Origin of the sequence: Marmoricola sp. Leaf446 (assembly GCF_001424755.1) — a bacterium.
Classification (GTDB): Bacteria; Actinomycetota; Actinomycetes; order Propionibacteriales; family Nocardioidaceae; genus Marmoricola.
This window is the reverse complement of the sequence record NZ_LMRF01000006.1, coordinates 618,667-634,762: the sequence shown is the minus strand read 5'-3', so window position 1 is coordinate 634,762 and position 16,096 is coordinate 618,667. Positions and strand designations below refer to the sequence as shown.

Here is a 16,096-nt window from a genome sequence, read left to right as displayed (position 1 = left end):
ACCTCACCGTGCCCGGTGCGGGGGAGGCCGAGACGAGGTCGCAGTGTGACGTTGGTCCCCTCAGGCGGCGCGCACGACCCGGTGGACGTCGACGGGGTGCGGCACCCGCGGCCCGTCGTACGCCGGGTCGGTGCGGGCCACGGCCGCGAGGTACTCCCGCACCAGCGGGCGCAGCCGCGGGGTGAGCCTGCCCTGCACCGTGAAGTCGAGGACCCGGTCGCTCGCGTCGACGAGGTCGAGGCGCGCCCCCAGGGTGGTGGTCGGCTCGGCACGCAGCCCGGCGTCGGCGAGACCGCGGGCGACGTCCTCGCTGAACCACTGCCGGTGCCCCGCCACCGGGGGCGCGAGCACGTCGGTGAGCGCGTTGAGCACGCCGCGGGGGCCGCTGAGCACGAGCAGCTCGCCGCCCGGCCGGAGCAGGTCGTGGGCCGCTCGCAGCGCGACCGCGACGTCGGGCACGTAGTACATCGAGTGCACGAAGGTGACGACGTCGAACCCGCCCGTCAGCCGGGCGTCGGCGAACGTCGCGACCTGCGGCTCGGCGCTCAGCGCGTCGCGGCGCAGCCCCGCCATCGCCGCCGCCCAGGACCGGGTGCTGCCGGCCCACGGGTCGACCCCGACGTAGCGGACCGGTCGTGGCTGCACGACGTCGACGGCCGCGCGCGCGACCTGCGCGTCGAGCGCCCCGTCGCCGCAGCCCACCGACAGCACCGAGACCGGGCCGGTGGGACGACCGGCGAGCCGGGCGCACAGGTGGTCGGCGATCAGCGCGCGCTGGTCGGAGCGGGCCTCGAAGGCGGCGTGGTCGCGGGCGTACCCCTCGGGCGCCAGCGCCGGGAGCGGCCCGGCCCCGCGGTGGGCCTCGCGCAGCGCGTCGAGCAGCCCGGGGCCGGCGTCCTGCCGCACCTGCGGCGCGGGTCCCGGCGAGGGGGCCCGCGTTAGGTTGGTCACCTCGGCGAGTCAAGCACGCGGCCCATCACGGGTGCCGCTCTCGGACGACCGGGTGAGGGGCTCCCATGACCACCGGCGACACCGCCGCACGCAGCCTCGAGCACTGGAGCGAGGCGGGGCGCACCGGCATGGAGGCGTTCTACGCCCTGGCCACCGAGGACTACCGCCAGCTCGCGCTGGCCGCCGACTGGCGCACCCTGCTCGCAGAGCGCGCCCACGAGGGCTGGTCGCTGCTCGACGTCGCCTGCGGCAGCGGCAAGTGGCCGACCGCGCTGCTGCGCCACGTCGACCTGGCCGGGCTGCCCGACGTCGCCTACGACCTGCTCGACCCCTCGGAGTTCTCGGTGCGGGAGGCCGGGGGAGCGCTCCGCCCGCCCTTCGTCGCCCGCCACGAGCTGGTGACCACGCTGCAGGACCTGGCGCCCGAGCACACGGCGTACGACGTCGTCTGGGCCACCCACGCGCTCTACGCCCTGCCCCCGGCCGAGCTGGACGCCGCCGCCGAGCGCTTCGTCGCCGCGATCGCCCCGGGCGGGCTGGGCCTGGTCGCCCAGGCCACCGCCGCCTCGCACTACCTGGTCTTCTACGACGCGTTCCGCGCCGGCGTGCGCGACGCAACGCCGTACACCACCGCGGAGCAGGTGCGTGACGCCCTCGCCGGCGCCGGGGCCGACGTGCGCGAGCAGCGGGTGCGCTACCGCACCGGCACGGGCGACCGCGCGGTCGTGGAGGGCTTCCTGCAACGCTGCGCCTTCGACACCGGGGTGTCGCTGGAGGAGATGGAGGCGGCGCCGGTGCTCGGCGACTACCTCGCCTCCTGCCGCGACTCCGCCGGCTCCTACACCTTCGAGCACGAGGCGGCACTGCTGTGGCTGTGAACCCCGAGGTCAACGAGCGACTCCCCGCGCAGAACCGCGAGGGCGGGCTCGAGCAGGACTGGGCGGGCGACGACCAGGACTGGTGGGACTGGTACGTCACCCTGGCCGTCAACGAGCAGGCCCCGACCGACCTGGTCGCCGGCCCGGGGCTCCCGCCCGTCGACCCCGCGTCGGACGAGCAGCTGGCGCACGAGCTGGCCGAGCCCTACGACCTGCCGCGCGACGCCGTCGAGCAGTTCGCCCGCGACGCCTTCGTGCGGCTGCCGGGCGTGCTCTCGCCCGCCGTCGTGCGCCGTCTCGCCGAGCGGCTCGAGGTGCTGCTCCGGGCCGAGCACGGCGACGACGTGGCCGGCCGGTTCACCGCGCTGGAGCAGATGTGGCTGCACGACGACCTGATGCGCGCGGTCGCGCTCTCGCCCCGCCTCGGCGGGCTGGCGGCGTCGCTGCTGGGCGAGACCGGCGTACGGCTCTACCACGACAACGCGCTGTCCAAGGAGCCCGGCTGCGGCCGCACCCCGTGGCACCACGACGCCGAGCACTTCCCGCTCCAGACGGTCCAGGCGGTCACCGCGTGGATGCCGATGTCGGCGATCCCCGGCCGGATGGGCCCGCTGTCGTTCGCCCGCGGCCGCGACGTCCGCGAGCAGGTGGCCGACCTCGCCTTCGACAAGGTCGGCACGTCGTACGACGCCGCCGTCGCCGACCGCTTCGCCGAGCGCGGTGTCGCGGTCGAGTCGCAGCCGTTCGCCGTCGGGGACGTGTCGTTCCACTCCGCGCTGTGCTTCCACACCGCCGGCCCCAACCTGACCACCCAGCCGCGCCGGGCGCTGGCCACGACCTACTTCGTCGACGGCGCCCGCGTCGTGGAGTCGCCCACGCTGATCAGCGGCACCTGGCGGGAGTTCCTCCCGGGTGTCGAGCCGGGTGGGATCGCCGCCTCCGAGCTGAACCCCGTGGTGGGCCGGGTCGAGCGCTGACCCACCGGCCGGGCGAGGTGTTGTCAGGCCCGCGTGACGGGACGACAGTGGGACCACCCCGGACGCGCCGGGGCGACCGAGGAGGCCCCATGTCGACCCACCACCGCCCCGCCCTCGTCCGCGCCACCCTGGCCCTGGAGGACGCCACCGCCCTCGACGGAGCGGTCGGCGCGCTGCGTCCGCACGTCACGAGGCTCTTCGGCAGCGGGGTCCGCGGCCGGGTGCTGCGCGGCGACCAGGTCGGCCACGCGCTGCACCCGGTGCTGACCAACCTCGTGCTCGGCAGCTGGACCTCGGCAGGCGTGCTCGACGTCGTCGGCGGCGCGGGCGCGGCCGGTTCGGCCCAGCGACTCGTCGCCACCGGCCTCCTGTTCGCCGGCCCCACCGCCTGGACCGGCTGGGCCGAGTGGTCCGGCACCGGGCAGCGCGAGCAGCGGGTTGGCCTCGTCCACGCGGCCACCAACGGGGCCTCGATCGGCCTGTACGCCGCGTCGTACCTCGCCCGACGACGGGGGGACCACCGCGCCGGGCGCGCCTGGGCCCTGGCCGGGGCGACAGTCTCGAGCGTGGGTGCCTACCTCGGGGGACACCTGTCGCTCGCCAAGAAGGTCGGCAGCCACCACCCGGCGTACGACGCGACCTGAGTCAGCGGTCGGTGCGGCCGACGTCGAGCCCGGCGGCGAGCTCGAGGTCGGTCTCCACGTCGATCCCGGCGAGCCGTCGCGCGGCGACCTTGAGCGGCACCAGGTAGCGGCCGTCCCGGGGGAACAGCGCGGTCGTGAAGAGCGTGCCGTGGATGCGGACCGTGACCGGCACCTGGCCCCAGTACTCCAGCCCCTTGGCGGCGAGCTTGATGTCCTCGGTCTCCTCGGCCGGCACCCGCAGGAACCAGTACGGCGCCGGGCCGCGCCACTCCACGACCTCGCCGGTGAACTCGAAGTCCATCGCACGAGTATCACCCGGGACCCGGGACGACGGGCAGTCCGAGCGCCACGTCCCGGCGGCGCGCCCCCGGGCCGGGCCAGGGCCGGAGCCCGACCGGCGCCTGACAGGCTGGACGCGTGAGCGACCTTCCCCCCGACGACGACCTGCGCCCCGAGGTCCGCTGGGCCACCCACGCCGGCCCCGACTTCCTCGTGCTCCAGCTCCCGCCCGTCCCCGTCGTGCAGGGCGGCGGTGCGCACGACGCGATGAAGAAGCTGTTCGCGCTGCGCGGGTTCCGCCCGGTCGCGCAGACCGACGACCTCGACCTGCAGCCCGCCAACGGCTGCCTGCTGACCCGCACCGGCCGGACCCGTGCCGAGCTGCTGCTGCGGATCGGGGGCGAGGACGCCAGCCGGATCCCGCTGCACTCCCTCGACCACGCGTGGCTCGCCCGCGCCGTGAAGGGCGGCCAGGCGGCGGTGCTGCTCGCCGAGGCGGCCGTGGGCGCGGACGGCATCGTCACCCGGGCCGACCTGCTCCGCGACGTGGACGCCGGCGTCGTGCTGGCCGCGCTCGTGCCCGCCGGCGACGCCTGAGCCCCACCGGTCCGGGCGCTGCTGCGTCACCCGGTCGAGGAGGTGATGCCGTCCTCGGCGGGCTCGAGGGTGAAGGAGCCGACGAACTGCTCGAACTCCTCGGTGCGGCGGTCCGGCACGTCGTCCGGGGCGGCCGAGGCCTGCCACACCAGCTGGTAGGTCACGTCGAGGCCCTCGGGGCTCGCGAGGTAGACCACCAGGGTCGAGTCGTCGTCCCCGCCGGTGACGGTGGACCACGTGAGGTCCCCGACCTCCACCTCGGCGGGCTGGTAGTCGGCCTCCGGCGGTGCGTCCGCCTCGATCTCGTCCAGCATGTCCTGATACGCCTCCTGCTGGACCTTGTCGCCGATCAGGCCCACGCCCATCGTGACCTCGAGCCCGTCCGCGCTCAGGGAGGCCATCCGCAGGTCGGGCGAGGTGGTGTAGCCCTCGGGGAAGCGCCACTGCGCGTCCAGCCCGGTGCCGGGGAACTCCTTGGCCAGGATCGGTCGCTGCAGCAGGTCGTCGTCGGGGTCGAGCACTCGGGGCGAGGGGGACGCGGACTCGGCCTCGGGCTTCCCCTCGGGAGCAGCCCCGGCCTCGGTGCCCGAACCGCCGCAGGCGGCGAGGCCGGCCGTGAGCACGAGCGCGGTCGCGGCGCCGAGCAGGCGGCGTGGGTGGATCCGGGTCATGCGTCCCCCGAGGGTGTGTGTGGCCGGAGCACGACGGTAGCGACCGCACGACCGACGTGCCCGGGTTTCGGGCCGGTCGTGCTCGTTACCGAGAGGCAGCCGGACGGCTCACCGGCTCGGCGTCACCGGGGCGACGGGCGCGGAGGAGGAGGACGAGGGGGAGGAGCGGTCGTCCTCGGAGCCGCCGCACCCGGTCAGGGCGGAGGCGAGACCGACGGCGAGACCGACGGCGGCGACCCGTCCCGTGGTCGAGGGGTGGGTCCGGGGCGTGGACCACACGGGGCGGGCGGCCGCCCGGATGTCGGCCTGGACCACCTCGAAGCCGCTGGCCGTCAGGGTGCTGCCTCGAGGTCGAGGGACCCGACGGTCTGGTAGACCTCGTCGAGCCGCTCGCCCGGCGTGTCGGCCACGGTCGTGTCGTAGGCGAACAGGAGGACCGCGTAGGTGCCGTCGACGCCGTCGGGCGACCAGAAGTAGGTGCGCAGGCTGCCCGACGTGCTGTCCGTCGCGGTGGTGACGATGGGCTTGCCCCCCACCTCCACCTCGTCGACGGTGACCTCCTGGTCGGCGTCGGCGCGGTCCGCCAGCGCCTGGCCCTCGGTGCGGCTGTCGGTGCCGGCCTTGAAGCCGATCGCGAGGTCGTACTTCGCGCCGTCCTCGTCCTGCGACGAGGCCTGCTGCGCGTCCGACGTCTCGTAGGTCTCCGGGAACTTCCACGTCAGGTTGCGGTCGGTCCCCTTGATGACGACGCCGCGGACGACGTCGTCGAGCAGGTCCTCACCCGGGTCGGCGGGGTCGACGCTCGCCGCACCGTCGGCCTCGACGCCGATGGAGGCGCCGGTGGAGGCGCTGGTGGACGCGCTGGTGGACGGCGTGGCCGCCCCGGAGTCCTCCGCGGACCCGCCGTCGCCCCCCGACTGCCCGCACCCGGCGAGGACCATTGCGGCCAGGCAGGCGAGCACCGCTCCGACCGCGCGCGTCCGTCGTGCCCCCATGCGTTCCCCCGTGGTGATGAGCGTCCGGCGACGCTAGCAGCGGAGGTGCCCCCGCCTCAGGGGAACGGACCGGGCCGTCGGGAACCCGACCCGGCTCAGCGGGGGACCTGCTGCAGCGTCCAGCCGTTGCCGTCGGGGTCCTCGAAGTGGGCGTAGAGCACCCCGCCGAGGTCGTCCACGTCGGAGACCTCCACCTCGCGCTCGACCAGCGTGCGGCGTACGGCGTCCAGGTCGTCGACCACGAGGTGCAGCCCCCGCAGCCGCGGCGCCTCGGGGTCGCTGATCCCGACGCCGATGACGATCGAGCAGGCCGACCCGGGCGGGGTCAGCTGCACCACGCGCATGCCGTTGCCGGGCTCGACGTCGTGGTCGAGGCTGAAGCCGAGCTGGTCGACGTAGAACGCCTTGGCGGCGTCGACGTCGGTGCACGGCAGCGGGATCAGCTCCAGCCGCATCTCGAGGCTCATCCGCGCAGCCCGGCGTCGATCTCGGACAGCGCCTGCGTCAGCCCGACCTGCGGGCTCCAGCCCCACGCGTGGGCACGGTCGGCCGAGAGACGTCCGGTCCAGGCCGGGCCGTCCTCCCAGGTCGGCTCGACGCCGAGGGCAGCCGTGACGGTGCCGAGGTAGTCGCGCTGGGTCGCCTTCTCGCCGGTGACGTTGAGCGGGGTGCAGCCGCCCTCCACGGGCCCGGTCGCGGGGTCGGAGCCGCTGGGGATGCGGCCGGCCGCGAGGTCGGCGGCGACCGCGGCGAGGTCGTCGACGTGCACCCACGGGAAGGTGGCGTCGGGCTGGGTGCTGCGCGCGGACTCGTCGTCGCGTACCTGCGCGGGCCGGAGCGTGTTCCACACCGAGGTCTCGCCCGCGCCGAGGATGGCCGGGGGCCGCAGCAGCACCGTGGTCAGGCCATCGACCTCGGCGAGCGCGCGGTCGGTGGCCAGCTTGGTCACGGGGTAGTCGCCCCCGTCCTCGCCCACCACCCGGGACTCCTCGTCGACGTCGCCGGCCTCGGGGGAGCGGTCGTAGACGGCCGCGGTCGAGATGTGGACCAGCCGGGTGACGCCGGCGTCGCGGGCGGCCCGGGCCAGGACGGGCGTGCCCTCGACGGCGATGCGGTGCTGGGTCTCGAGGTCGGAGCCCATCGGGTGGACGGTGGTGACCACGGCGTCGGCGCCCTGCACCACCGTCTCGGCGAGGTCGGGGTCGAAGAAGTCGCCGACGTGCTCCTCGACGCCGGCGAGGTCGGGCGCGGTGCCGGCGCGGCGTACGACCGCACGCACCGACGCGCCCCGCTCGACGAGGGCCTCGACGGTGCGGGCCCCGACGAGGCCGTTGGCCCCGGTGACCACGACGACGGGGGAGGAGCCAGGGGAGGACGTGGTGCTGCTCGACTCGGTCATGTCCCCAGCCAAGCACGCAGCCCGGCCGGGTGGTGGAGGAGGTCGCGTGGCCGTGCGGTTGCCCGGCGGGTCACGGACACGGGGTCGGCCACGCCGAAGTGACGATCAGTTCGTCCGGCCCGGGCCGGGCGCCACGCTCACCGGCCCGCGCCCCGTGTCGAGCTGATCGTCGCTCGGGTGCGCACCGGAGCCAGGTCCGGCTGGCCGCTGTCGCGTCGGGTCAGGCGGGGAGGGCGGGCAGGACGCGGCCGGTGACCTCGCCGAGGGTGATCCGGCCGCCGAGGGCGCCGGGGGCGGTGGCGCGCAGGGTGACCTGGGCGCCGTCGGGGAGGAAGCGCTCGCCGCGGAACAGCTCGAGCAGCGAGCCGACCTGGTCGGGGGCGTCGCCGGAGATGGTGCCGCTGGCGTAGAGGTCGCCGGTGCGCAGCGAGGCGCCGTTCGCGGTCAGGTGGGCGAGCATCTGCGCGGGGGACCAGTACGTCGCGGCGTACGGCGGGCGGCTGACCACGTCGCCGTCGACCACCACCTCGACGGCGACGTCGTAGCCGGCGGGCTCGGCGACGGCGAGGTGCGCCGGCGGGGGCGGGTCCTGCCCGGGGAGCGGGACGCGGGCGGCCTCCAGCGCGGCGAGCGGGGTGACCCAGCCGCTGATCGAGGTCGCGAAGGACTTGCCGAGGAACGGCCCCAGCGGGCGGTACTCGAAGGCCTGCACGTCGCGCGCCGACCAGTCGTTGAGCAGGGTCACGCCGAAGACGTGGTCGCGGAACGCCGTGGTCGGCACCGGCGTCCCGTGGACCGAGGGCGCCCCGACGACGAAGCCGAGCTCGGCCTCGAGGTCGAGCCGCTCCGTGGGTCCGTACGACGGCCGCTGACCCCAGGGCCGCCGCACGTCGGTGCCCGAGACGACGACCGTCCCGGCGCGGCCGTGGTAGCCGATCGGCAGCGAGCGCCAGGCCTCGGGGAGCGGGTCGGCGGCGTCGGGCCGGAACAGCCGGCCGACGTTGGTGGCGTGCTGCCGCGAGCAGTAGAAGTCGACGTAGTCGGCGACCTCGAACGGCAGCAGCGCCGCGACGTCGGCGACGGGCGTCAGCAGCGGCTCGACCTCCGCGCGACGGCCCGGGTCGGTCAGCGCCTCGACGACGCTCGCGCGGGTGCTCCCCCACAGCGCCGGGCCGCGGGCGAGGAACGGGCCCAGCGACGGGGCGGCGTGCACGGGGTCGCCGGTGAGCCGACCGAGGTCGAGCACCAGGTCGCCGACCCGGACCCCGACGTACGGCGTCCCACCGGCCCCGGCGACCACGGCGAGCGGGAGGTGGTCGACGTCGTGGCCCGACCCCGCCGCGCCCTCGACCCAGGTCGGCGCGGGGCTCACGTCAGGTCCCGGACCGACAGGTCGTCGAGCGCGACGGCGAGGTCGGGCACCGCCACCGAGACGCACCATCGTCGCGTGCGGCGCGCGGCGTCCGGGTCGTCACGGACCCAGGCCACGGCGGCGTCGGCGTCCCCGAGCGCCGCGGCGACGGCGGCCGGCCCGTCGCCGTCGAGCGCGACCCGCACCGCGCGCAGCCCGGTGAGGGCGTCGTCGAGGCCGTCGCCGACGAGGGCGAGCGGCAGCTCGCGGTCGAGAGCCGCCTCGATCGCGGCGGCGGTCCCCGGGCCGGGCGCGTGGGCCAGCAGCACGCCGAGCTCACGCGCGGCCAGCTCGTCGAGCGCGCCCAGCCACCCCGCCGTGGGCTCGCCGGTCAGCACCGGCAGCGCGACGTGGACCGCGAGATCCTCCGGGGCCTCGGTCACGTCGAGCACCTGCACGACGCGACGGGCGTTGTGGGCGAGGTCGGCCTCGTCGCGCAGCGCGATCTCGACGCGACGCACGGCCAGGTCGCTCGTCACGAGCGACCGCAGCGCGGCCTCCAGCATCCCGGCGCCGCCCGTCACCCGCAGGTGCACGGGCAGGTCGCCCGGGGGCAGGTGGGGCAGCTCGCGGTCGGTCACCGCGACCCCGCCGACGACCTCGCCCAGGTCGCCGCTGCGCAGCGACGCGTGCGCCTCCAGGGCGCGGTCGAGGGACAGGCCCCGCGGTGGCAGCACCGCGGCGTCGTCGAGGAGCGCGTGGCACCACGGGGCAGGCATGTTGCGAGGCTAGAGGACGCGGGGCAGGGTGACGGAGTGGCTTACTACCGTCGCGTCGGCGACGTCCCCCGCACCCGGCACACCGCGTTCCGCGACGAGGCGGGTGCGCTCCGCTGCGAGGAGCTGATGGGGGAGGAGGGGTTCTCCAGCGACTCCTCGCTGCTCTACCACCGCGGCGTCCCGTCGGCGATCGTCGACAGCCGGGTGTGGGACCTGCCCGACCTCACGACGCAGGCCAACCACCCGCTCAAGCCCCGGCACCTCAGGCTGCACGACGTGGTCCCACCAGGCTCGACCGAGGAGAGGGGCGGCGACCCGGTGACCGGGCGGCGGCTGGTGCTCGGCAACGCCGACGTGCGGATCTCCTACGTCGTGTCGGGGGAGACCTCGGCGTGGTACCGCGACGCCGTCGGTGACGAGTGCGTCTACGTCGAGCAGGGCAGCGGCACCGTCGAGACCGTGTTCGGGGCGCTGGCCTACCGCACCGGCGACTTCGTGGTCGTCCCCCGCGCGACCACCCACCGCTGGGTACCGGCGGAGGAGAGCCGGCTCTACGCGATCGAGTCGAGCAGCCACGTGGCGCCGCCCAAGCGCTACCTGTCCCGCTACGGCCAGCTGCTCGAGCACGCGCCCTACTGCGAGCGCGACCTGCACGGCCCCACCGAGCCGCTGCTGCTCGAGGGCACCGACGTCGAGGTGCTGGTCAAGCACCGCGGCCACGGGCCGGGCGGGATCGTCGGCAGCCGGCTGACCTACGCCACGCACCCGCTCGACGTGGTCGGCTGGGACGGCTGCCTCTACCCCTACACGTTCAACGTCGAGGACTTCATGCCGATCACCGGCAAGGTCCACCAGCCGCCGCCGGTGCACCAGGTCTTCGAGGCGGGCGGCTTCGTGGTCTGCGCGTTCTGCCCGCGCAAGGTCGACTACCACCCGCAGTCGGTGCCGGTGCCCTACTACCACTCCAACGTCGACTCCGACGAGGTCATGTTCTACGTCGGCGGCGACTACGAGGCGCGCAAGGGCTCGGGCATCGGGATCGGGTCGATCTCGCTGCACCCCGGCGGCCACGCCCACGGACCGCAGCCCAGCGCGGTCGAGGCCTCGATCGGGGCGGAGTACTTCGACGAGCTCGCCGTCATGGTCGACACCTTCCGTCCGCTGGAGCTGGGCGAGCTCGCGCTGGCGGTGGAGGACCCGGCGTACGCCTGGACCTGGGCGGGGCGCGGCCCCGCGTGAGCACCTGGATCGCGTTCCTCCGGGCGGTCAACGTCGGCAAGCGGCAGTACCCCATGGCCGAGCTGCGCGCCGCCCTCACCGCGGCCGGGTTCGAGGAGGTCGAGACCCACATCCAGACCGGCAACGTGCGGGTCCGCACCCGGCTGCGCAGCCGGGAGCGCGTCGCGGCGGCGCTCGAGGCGGCGATGCTGGCCGACCGCGGGTTCGAGGTCCCGGTCGTGCTGCTGAGCCCGGCCGAGCTGGCGCAGGTGGTCGCGGACGCCGACGTGGTGCGGGCCGAGCACGGCGACCCCGCCTGGCGGCAGTACGTCGAGCTGCTGGCCTCGCAGCCCGACGCAGCCGCCGCGGCGCTCATCGAGGGGGGCGTCCCCGGGGCCCGGGCCCTGGTGCGGGAACGGGCCGTCCACCTCCTCTACGATGTCGCGTTCGGTGAGGCGAAGCCGCCGCGGGCCGCCGTGAACCGGGCGTTCGGGGTCTCGACCAACCGCAACCTCACCGTCCTCCGCACCCTCTCCGAGAAGTGGTCCCGATGAGCTCCCAGCAGTGGTGGCGGCACGCCGTCATCTACCAGGTCTACCCGCGCTCCTGGGCCGACGCCGACGGCGACGGCATGGGTGACCTGCCGGGCATCACCTCGCGGCTGCCGCACCTGCGCGACCTCGGCGTCGACGCGATCTGGCTCTCGCCCTTCTACACCTCGCCGCAGCACGACGCGGGCTACGACGTCGCCGACTACCGCGACGTCGACCCGCGCTTCGGCACCCTGGCCGACGCCGACGCGATGATCGCCCGCGCCCACGAGCTGGGCCTGCGGATCATCGTCGACATCGTGCCCAACCACTCCTCCAGCGACCACGTGTGGTTCCAGCAGGCGCTGGCCGCGGCTCCCGGCAGCCGCGAGCGCGCGCGCTACCTCTTCCGCGACGGCACGGGGCCCGACGGCTCCGAACCGCCCAACAACTGGATCAGCAACTTCGGCGGCCCCGCGTGGACCCGCGTCACCGAGGCCGACGGGTCGCCGGGCCAGTGGTACCTCCACCTCTTCGACGTCACCCAGCCCGACTTCGACTGGACCAACCCCGAGGTGGGCGAGGAGATGGAGCGCAACCTGCGCTTCTGGCTCGACCGCGGCGTGGACGGCTTCCGCATCGACGTCGCCCACGGCATGGTCAAGGCCGAGGGACTCCCCGACGACGCCGTGCTCAGCCACGAGATGGTGGGCCGTACGTCGGACCACCCGATGTGGGACCAGCCCGGCGTGCACGACATCTACCGCCGCTGGCGCCAGGTCACCGACTCCTACGCAGTGGAGGGTGAGGACGCCGATCGGATCCTGTGCGCCGAGGCGTGGGTGACCCCGGCCGAGGCGCTGGCCGCCTACGTCCGTCCCGACGAGCTCCACCAGGGCTTCAACTTCCCGTTCCTGGTCACGCCGTGGCTCGCGCCCGAGCTGCGGGCCTCGATCACCGACTCGCTGGCCGCGGTCGCGCCCCACGGCGCCGTGCAGACCTGGGTGCTGTCCAACCACGACGTCGTCCGGCACGCCTCGCGGCTCGGCTTCGAGCCGACCCCGGGCCCGTCGCGGATGGGCGGCATCGGTCCCGGCGACCCGCAGCCCGACGCCGGGCTCGGCCTGCGTCGCGCCCGGGCGGCGACCGCCATGATGCTGGCGCTGCCGGGGTCGGCGTACCTCTACCAGGGCGAGGAGCTCGGCCTGCCCGAGGCCACCGAGCTGCCCGACGAGGTGCGCCAGGACCCGACCTGGTTCCGCTCCGGGCAGACCCAGTGGGGCCGCGACGGCTGCCGGGTCCCGATGCCGTGGCAGGGCGACGCCCCGTCGTACGGCTTCGGGCCGGGGGAGGCCTCCTGGCTCCCGCAGCCCGCGGCGTACGGCGAGCTGGCCGTGGACCGCCAGACCGGGGTCGACGGCTCGACCCTCGAGCTCTACCGCACCCTGCTGCGGCTGCGCCGCGAGCACGGGCTCGGCGTGCGTGAGCTGTCGTGGCTCGAGGACGCGGGCGACCCCGACCACGTCCTGGCCTTCGACCTCACGGCTCCCGGCGCTCCGACGGTGCGCGTGGTGACCAACGTCGGCGGCGAGCCGGTGGGGCTCCCGGCCGGCGAGGTGCTGGTGTCCTCCGCCCCCTCCGACGAGGTCACGGCTTCGTCACTCCCGGGCGACAGCACCGTCTGGATGCTTGTGGAGGGCCGGTCGCCGCACTAGGTTGCTGAGTCCCCGTTGTGATCCAGGTCACGCCGCAGCGCGACCCACTCGTCCGGGCGGGGGAGGATCGAGGAGCAGCCGATGCCACCACGTCCACGGTTACGACGCCTGCTGGGAGCGGCCGGCACGGGGGTCCTCGCGTGCGGACTGCTGTCCGCCTGCGGGGGTGACGACGGCGGCGTACCCGTCGTCAACCTGTACGGCGGGGCCTCCGCCGCCGGGTTCGACAAGATCATCGCGGACTGCAACGAGCAGGCCGACGGCAAGTACCGCATCGTCGGCAACCTGCTGCCCAGCGACGCCGACGGCCAGCGCGAGCAGCTCGTGCGGCGCCTCGCCGCCGGTGACGACAGCCTCGACCTGCTCGGCATGGACGTCACCTGGACGGCGGAGTTCGCCGAGGCCGGCTGGATCCGTGAGCTGACCCCGGAGCAGGCCGACGTCGCCACGAAGGACACCCTGCAGCCCACCATCGACACCGCGATGTGGGAGGACAAGCTCTACGGCGTCCCCAAGCACACCAACGTGCAGCTGCTGTGGTTTCGCAAGTCGCTGGTGCCCGACCCGCCCACCACCTGGGACGGCGTGATCGAGCAGGCCAAGGCGCTCAAGGACGAGGACAAGCCCTACGTCGTCGGCATCACCGCCGCTCAGTACGAGGGCTACGTCGTGGCCTTCAACACCATCCTGTCCTCGCTCGGCGGCACCCTGGTCAACGAGGACAGCACCGAGGTGACCGTCGACGAGAAGACGGTCCGGGCGCTGGAGATCCTCAAGGGCCTGGCCGACAGCGGCGTCGCGAGCGCCTCGCTGTCCAACAGCCAGGAGCCCGAGATCTTCGCCCAGATGCAGAACGAGCAGGCCGCGTTCATCATGAACTGGCCCTACGTGCTCTCGGCGATGAAGGCCGCCAACGAGGACGTCGCGAACGACCTCGGCTACTCCGAGCTCCCCGAGTTCGCCGAGGGCGAGAAGCCCCGGGCCACGCTCGGCGGCATGAACTACGCCGTGAGCACGTACTCCCGGCACCCGGAGGAGACCTTCGACGCCGCGATGTGCCTGCGCACCCCCGAGCACCAGCTCGAGACCTCGCTGGAGTCCGGCGACCCGCCGGTCGCGCCCAGCGTCTACGAGGAGGCGGAGTTCAAGGAGGCCTACCCGATGGGCCCGGAGATGCTCAACGAGCTCGAGACGGCCGTCCCGCGGCCGATCACGCCGCTCTACCAGAACATCTCGACCATCGTCTCGAGCACCCTCTCGCCGCCCAGCCAGATCCAGCCCGAGGAGACGGCCGAGCAGCTGAGGTCGGCGATCCAGGACGCCATCGACGGGAAGGGGATCCTGCCGTGAGCACGACCCTGCAGCAGCCGACCGGCGCCGACGAGGCGGTGGAGATCGCCAAGAAGCGGGCCAGCGAGGGCAAGCGGGCCGAGCGCAAGCTGGGGATGCTGCTGTGCGCGCCGGCCGTCGTGTTCATGCTCGCCGTCACGGCGTACCCGATCCTCTACGCGGTCTACCTCTCGTTCTTCCGTGCCGACCTGCGACTGCCCGGGCAGAACGAGTTCGTCGGGTTCTCCAACTACGTCACGGTGCTGACGAGCCCGATCTGGTGGACGGCCTTCGGCCTGACGATGTTCATCACCGTCATCAGCGCGTTCCTCGAGCTGGTCTTCGGCATGATGCTCGCCGTCGTGATGCACCGGACCCTGGTCGGCCGCGGCCTGGTCCGTACGTCGGCCCTGGTGCCCTACGCCATCGTCACGGTCGTCGCGGCGTTCTCCTGGCGGTTCGCCTGGACCCAGGACATCGGCTGGCTGGCCGGTGACGCCGCGCCGCTGACCGACCGCTGGTCCTCGATCTGGATCATCATCCTGGCCGAGGTCTGGAAGACGGTGCCCTTCATGGCGCTGCTGCTGATGGCGGGCCTGGCGCTGGTGCCCGAGGACCTCCTCAAGGCCGCCTCCATGGACGGCGCGACCGCGTGGCAGCGGTTCTGGAAGGTGACGGTGCCGCTGATCAAGCCCTCGATCCTGGTGGCGCTGCTGTTCCGCACCCTCGACGCGTTCCGCGTCTTCGACAACATCTTCGTGCTGACAGGGGGGTCCAACGACACCTCGTCGGTCTCGATGGTCGCCTACAACAACCTGATCCGCGGCCTCAACCTCGGCATCGGTTCGACGATGGCGGTGCTGATCTTCCTCACCATCGCCGTCATCGCGATGGTCTTCGTCAAGCTCTTCGGAGCAGCCGCACCCGGACAGGGGGAGCACCGATGAGCGCCGCCACCGCCACCCCGGCCAAGAAGGCCGGCTGGGCCGCCGTCGACCTCGTCGTGCTGCTCTACGCCTTCATCCCCGTCATCTGGATCGTGTCGCTCTCGCTCAAGGGCGACGACACCCTCAACGACGGCAACTTCCTGGTCCGCAAGCCCACGGGGGAGGCCTACAGCGAGATCTTCGCCAACGAGGACTTCGTGCGGGCGCTGATCAACTCCATCGGCATCTGCGTGATCGCGACCTTCGTGGCGCTGCTGCTGGGCACCATGGCGGCGTACGCCATCGCCCGGCTGGAGTTCCCCGGCAAGCGGACCATCGTGGCGATGTCGCTGCTGATCTCGATGTTCCCGCAGATCGCGCTGGTGACGCCGCTGTTCAAGATCGAGACCGCGATCGGCATCTTCGACACCTGGCTCGGTCTGATCCTGCCCTACATCACCTTCGCGCTCCCGCTGGCGATCTACACCCTCTCGGCGTTCTTCCGGGAGATCCCGTGGGAGCTGGAGAAGGCCGCGAAGATGGACGGCGCCACGCCGTACCAGGCCTTCCGCAAGGTGATCGCACCGCTGGCCATGCCCGGGGTCTTCACCACCGCGATCCTGGTCTTCATCGCCTGCTGGAACGACTTCCTGTTCGCGATCTCGCTGACCTCGACCAACAGCGCCCGCACGGTGCCGGCGGCGATGTCCTACTTCACCGGCGCCACGACGTTCGAGAAGCCGGTTGCCGCGGTGGCGGCCGCCGCGGTGATCATCACCATCCCGATCGTCATCTTCGTCCTGTTCTTCCAGCGGCGGATCGTCGCCGGCCTCACGTCCGGAGCGGTCAAGGGCTGA

General features: G+C 73.8%; 19 protein-coding genes. 10 read left to right on the top strand and 9 right to left on the bottom strand.

Annotation, left to right across the window (positions count from 1 at the left end):
* Nucleotides 1-60: 60 nt before the first annotated feature.
* Nucleotides 61-951 (bottom strand): class I SAM-dependent methyltransferase, encoded by an 891-nt coding sequence (locus ASG49_RS17755; protein ID WP_082534242.1) that lies wholly within the window; start codon nucleotides 949-951, stop codon nucleotides 61-63.
* Between the two features lie 65 nt (nucleotides 952-1,016).
* Here ASG49_RS17755 and ASG49_RS17750 point away from each other — a divergent pair, with 65 nt between their 5' ends.
* From ASG49_RS17750 to ASG49_RS17740, 3 genes are all read left to right on the top strand, one after another.
* Nucleotides 1,017-1,829: a bifunctional 2-polyprenyl-6-hydroxyphenol methylase/3-demethylubiquinol 3-O-methyltransferase UbiG gene (locus ASG49_RS17750; protein ID WP_056544643.1), complete on the top strand. Its 813-nt coding sequence runs from the start codon at nucleotides 1,017-1,019 to the stop codon at nucleotides 1,827-1,829.
* A complete protein-coding gene (locus ASG49_RS17745) occupies nucleotides 1,820-2,806 on the top strand; it encodes a phytanoyl-CoA dioxygenase family protein (RefSeq protein ID WP_056544640.1) in 987 nt (328 codons plus the stop codon). Before ASG49_RS17750 ends, ASG49_RS17745 begins: the two co-directional genes overlap by 10 nt.
* Nucleotides 2,807-2,895: 89 nt before the next feature.
* Nucleotides 2,896-3,450, top strand: a complete 555-nt coding sequence (locus ASG49_RS17740) for a hypothetical protein (RefSeq protein ID WP_056544636.1) — start codon at nucleotides 2,896-2,898, stop codon at nucleotides 3,448-3,450.
* Nucleotide 3,451: 1 nt separating this feature from the next.
* On the opposite strand, the gene ASG49_RS17735 is transcribed toward ASG49_RS17740, so the two are convergent.
* A complete protein-coding gene (locus tag ASG49_RS17735) occupies nucleotides 3,452-3,751 on the bottom strand; it encodes a DUF1905 domain-containing protein (protein WP_056544633.1) in 300 nt (99 codons plus the stop codon).
* A gap of 116 nt (nucleotides 3,752-3,867) precedes the next feature.
* Between ASG49_RS17735 and ASG49_RS17730 the strand changes: the two genes are divergently transcribed.
* The gene (locus ASG49_RS17730) at nucleotides 3,868-4,326 is read left to right on the top strand and encodes a hypothetical protein (protein ID WP_056544630.1); all 459 of its coding nucleotides are present in this window, start codon (nucleotides 3,868-3,870) and stop codon (nucleotides 4,324-4,326) included.
* Nucleotides 4,327-4,352: 26 nt separating this feature from the next.
* On the opposite strand, the gene ASG49_RS17725 is transcribed toward ASG49_RS17730, so the two are convergent.
* The 7 genes from ASG49_RS17725 to ASG49_RS17695 form a co-directional block, all read right to left on the bottom strand.
* Entirely contained in the window at nucleotides 4,353-4,997 is a 645-nt protein-coding gene (locus ASG49_RS17725; RefSeq protein WP_056544627.1) for a hypothetical protein, read from the bottom strand.
* A 108-nt stretch (nucleotides 4,998-5,105) separates the two neighbouring features.
* Nucleotides 5,106-5,312: a hypothetical protein gene (locus tag ASG49_RS17720; RefSeq protein WP_056544624.1), complete on the bottom strand. Its 207-nt coding sequence runs from the start codon at nucleotides 5,310-5,312 to the stop codon at nucleotides 5,106-5,108.
* Nucleotides 5,313-5,329: 17 nt separating this feature from the next.
* On the bottom strand, nucleotides 5,330-5,992 hold the full coding sequence (locus tag ASG49_RS17715; RefSeq protein WP_156384411.1) for a hypothetical protein: 663 nt from the start codon (nucleotides 5,990-5,992) through the stop codon (nucleotides 5,330-5,332).
* Between the two features lie 95 nt (nucleotides 5,993-6,087).
* Nucleotides 6,088-6,459 (bottom strand): VOC family protein, encoded by a 372-nt coding sequence (locus ASG49_RS17710; RefSeq protein ID WP_200936373.1) that lies wholly within the window; start codon nucleotides 6,457-6,459, stop codon nucleotides 6,088-6,090.
* On the bottom strand, nucleotides 6,456-7,391 hold the full coding sequence (locus ASG49_RS17705) for an NAD(P)-dependent oxidoreductase (protein ID WP_056544618.1): 936 nt from the start codon (nucleotides 7,389-7,391) through the stop codon (nucleotides 6,456-6,458). Before ASG49_RS17705 ends, ASG49_RS17710 begins: the two co-directional genes overlap by 4 nt.
* 220 nt (nucleotides 7,392-7,611) lie before the next feature.
* Nucleotides 7,612-8,763 carry a fumarylacetoacetate hydrolase family protein gene (locus ASG49_RS17700; protein WP_056544616.1) on the bottom strand — a complete coding sequence of 384 codons (1,152 nt, stop codon included), beginning with the start codon at nucleotides 8,761-8,763 and terminating at the stop codon, nucleotides 7,612-7,614.
* Complete coding sequence (locus ASG49_RS17695) at nucleotides 8,760-9,521, bottom strand: hypothetical protein (protein ID WP_056544614.1); 762 nt, start codon at nucleotides 9,519-9,521, stop codon at nucleotides 8,760-8,762. The genes ASG49_RS17700 and ASG49_RS17695 overlap by 4 nt, the downstream gene beginning before the upstream one ends.
* A 36-nt stretch (nucleotides 9,522-9,557) precedes the next feature.
* On the opposite strand from ASG49_RS17695, the gene ASG49_RS17690 reads away from it, so the two are divergent.
* The 6 genes from ASG49_RS17690 to ASG49_RS17665 all read left to right on the top strand — a co-directional run bounded on the left by ASG49_RS17690 (nucleotide 9,558) and on the right by ASG49_RS17665 (nucleotide 16,096).
* Nucleotides 9,558-10,760 (top strand): homogentisate 1,2-dioxygenase, encoded by a 1,203-nt coding sequence (locus ASG49_RS17690; RefSeq protein WP_056544611.1) that lies wholly within the window; start codon nucleotides 9,558-9,560, stop codon nucleotides 10,758-10,760.
* Complete coding sequence (locus tag ASG49_RS17685; RefSeq protein ID WP_056544609.1) at nucleotides 10,757-11,293, top strand: DUF1697 domain-containing protein; 537 nt, start codon at nucleotides 10,757-10,759, stop codon at nucleotides 11,291-11,293. Before ASG49_RS17690 ends, ASG49_RS17685 begins: the two co-directional genes overlap by 4 nt.
* Nucleotides 11,290-12,984 carry a glycoside hydrolase family 13 protein gene (locus tag ASG49_RS17680; RefSeq protein ID WP_056545064.1) on the top strand — a complete coding sequence of 565 codons (1,695 nt, stop codon included), beginning with the start codon at nucleotides 11,290-11,292 and terminating at the stop codon, nucleotides 12,982-12,984. Before ASG49_RS17685 ends, ASG49_RS17680 begins: the two co-directional genes overlap by 4 nt.
* Before the next feature lie 81 nt (nucleotides 12,985-13,065).
* Nucleotides 13,066-14,334, top strand: coding sequence for an ABC transporter substrate-binding protein (locus tag ASG49_RS17675; protein WP_056544606.1), 1,269 nt, complete (start codon nucleotides 13,066-13,068; stop codon nucleotides 14,332-14,334).
* On the top strand, nucleotides 14,331-15,260 hold the full coding sequence (locus ASG49_RS17670) for a carbohydrate ABC transporter permease (protein ID WP_156384410.1): 930 nt from the start codon (nucleotides 14,331-14,333) through the stop codon (nucleotides 15,258-15,260). The genes ASG49_RS17675 and ASG49_RS17670 overlap by 4 nt, the downstream gene beginning before the upstream one ends.
* Entirely contained in the window at nucleotides 15,257-16,096 is an 840-nt protein-coding gene (locus ASG49_RS17665; RefSeq protein WP_056544603.1) for a carbohydrate ABC transporter permease, read from the top strand. The genes ASG49_RS17670 and ASG49_RS17665 overlap by 4 nt, the downstream gene beginning before the upstream one ends.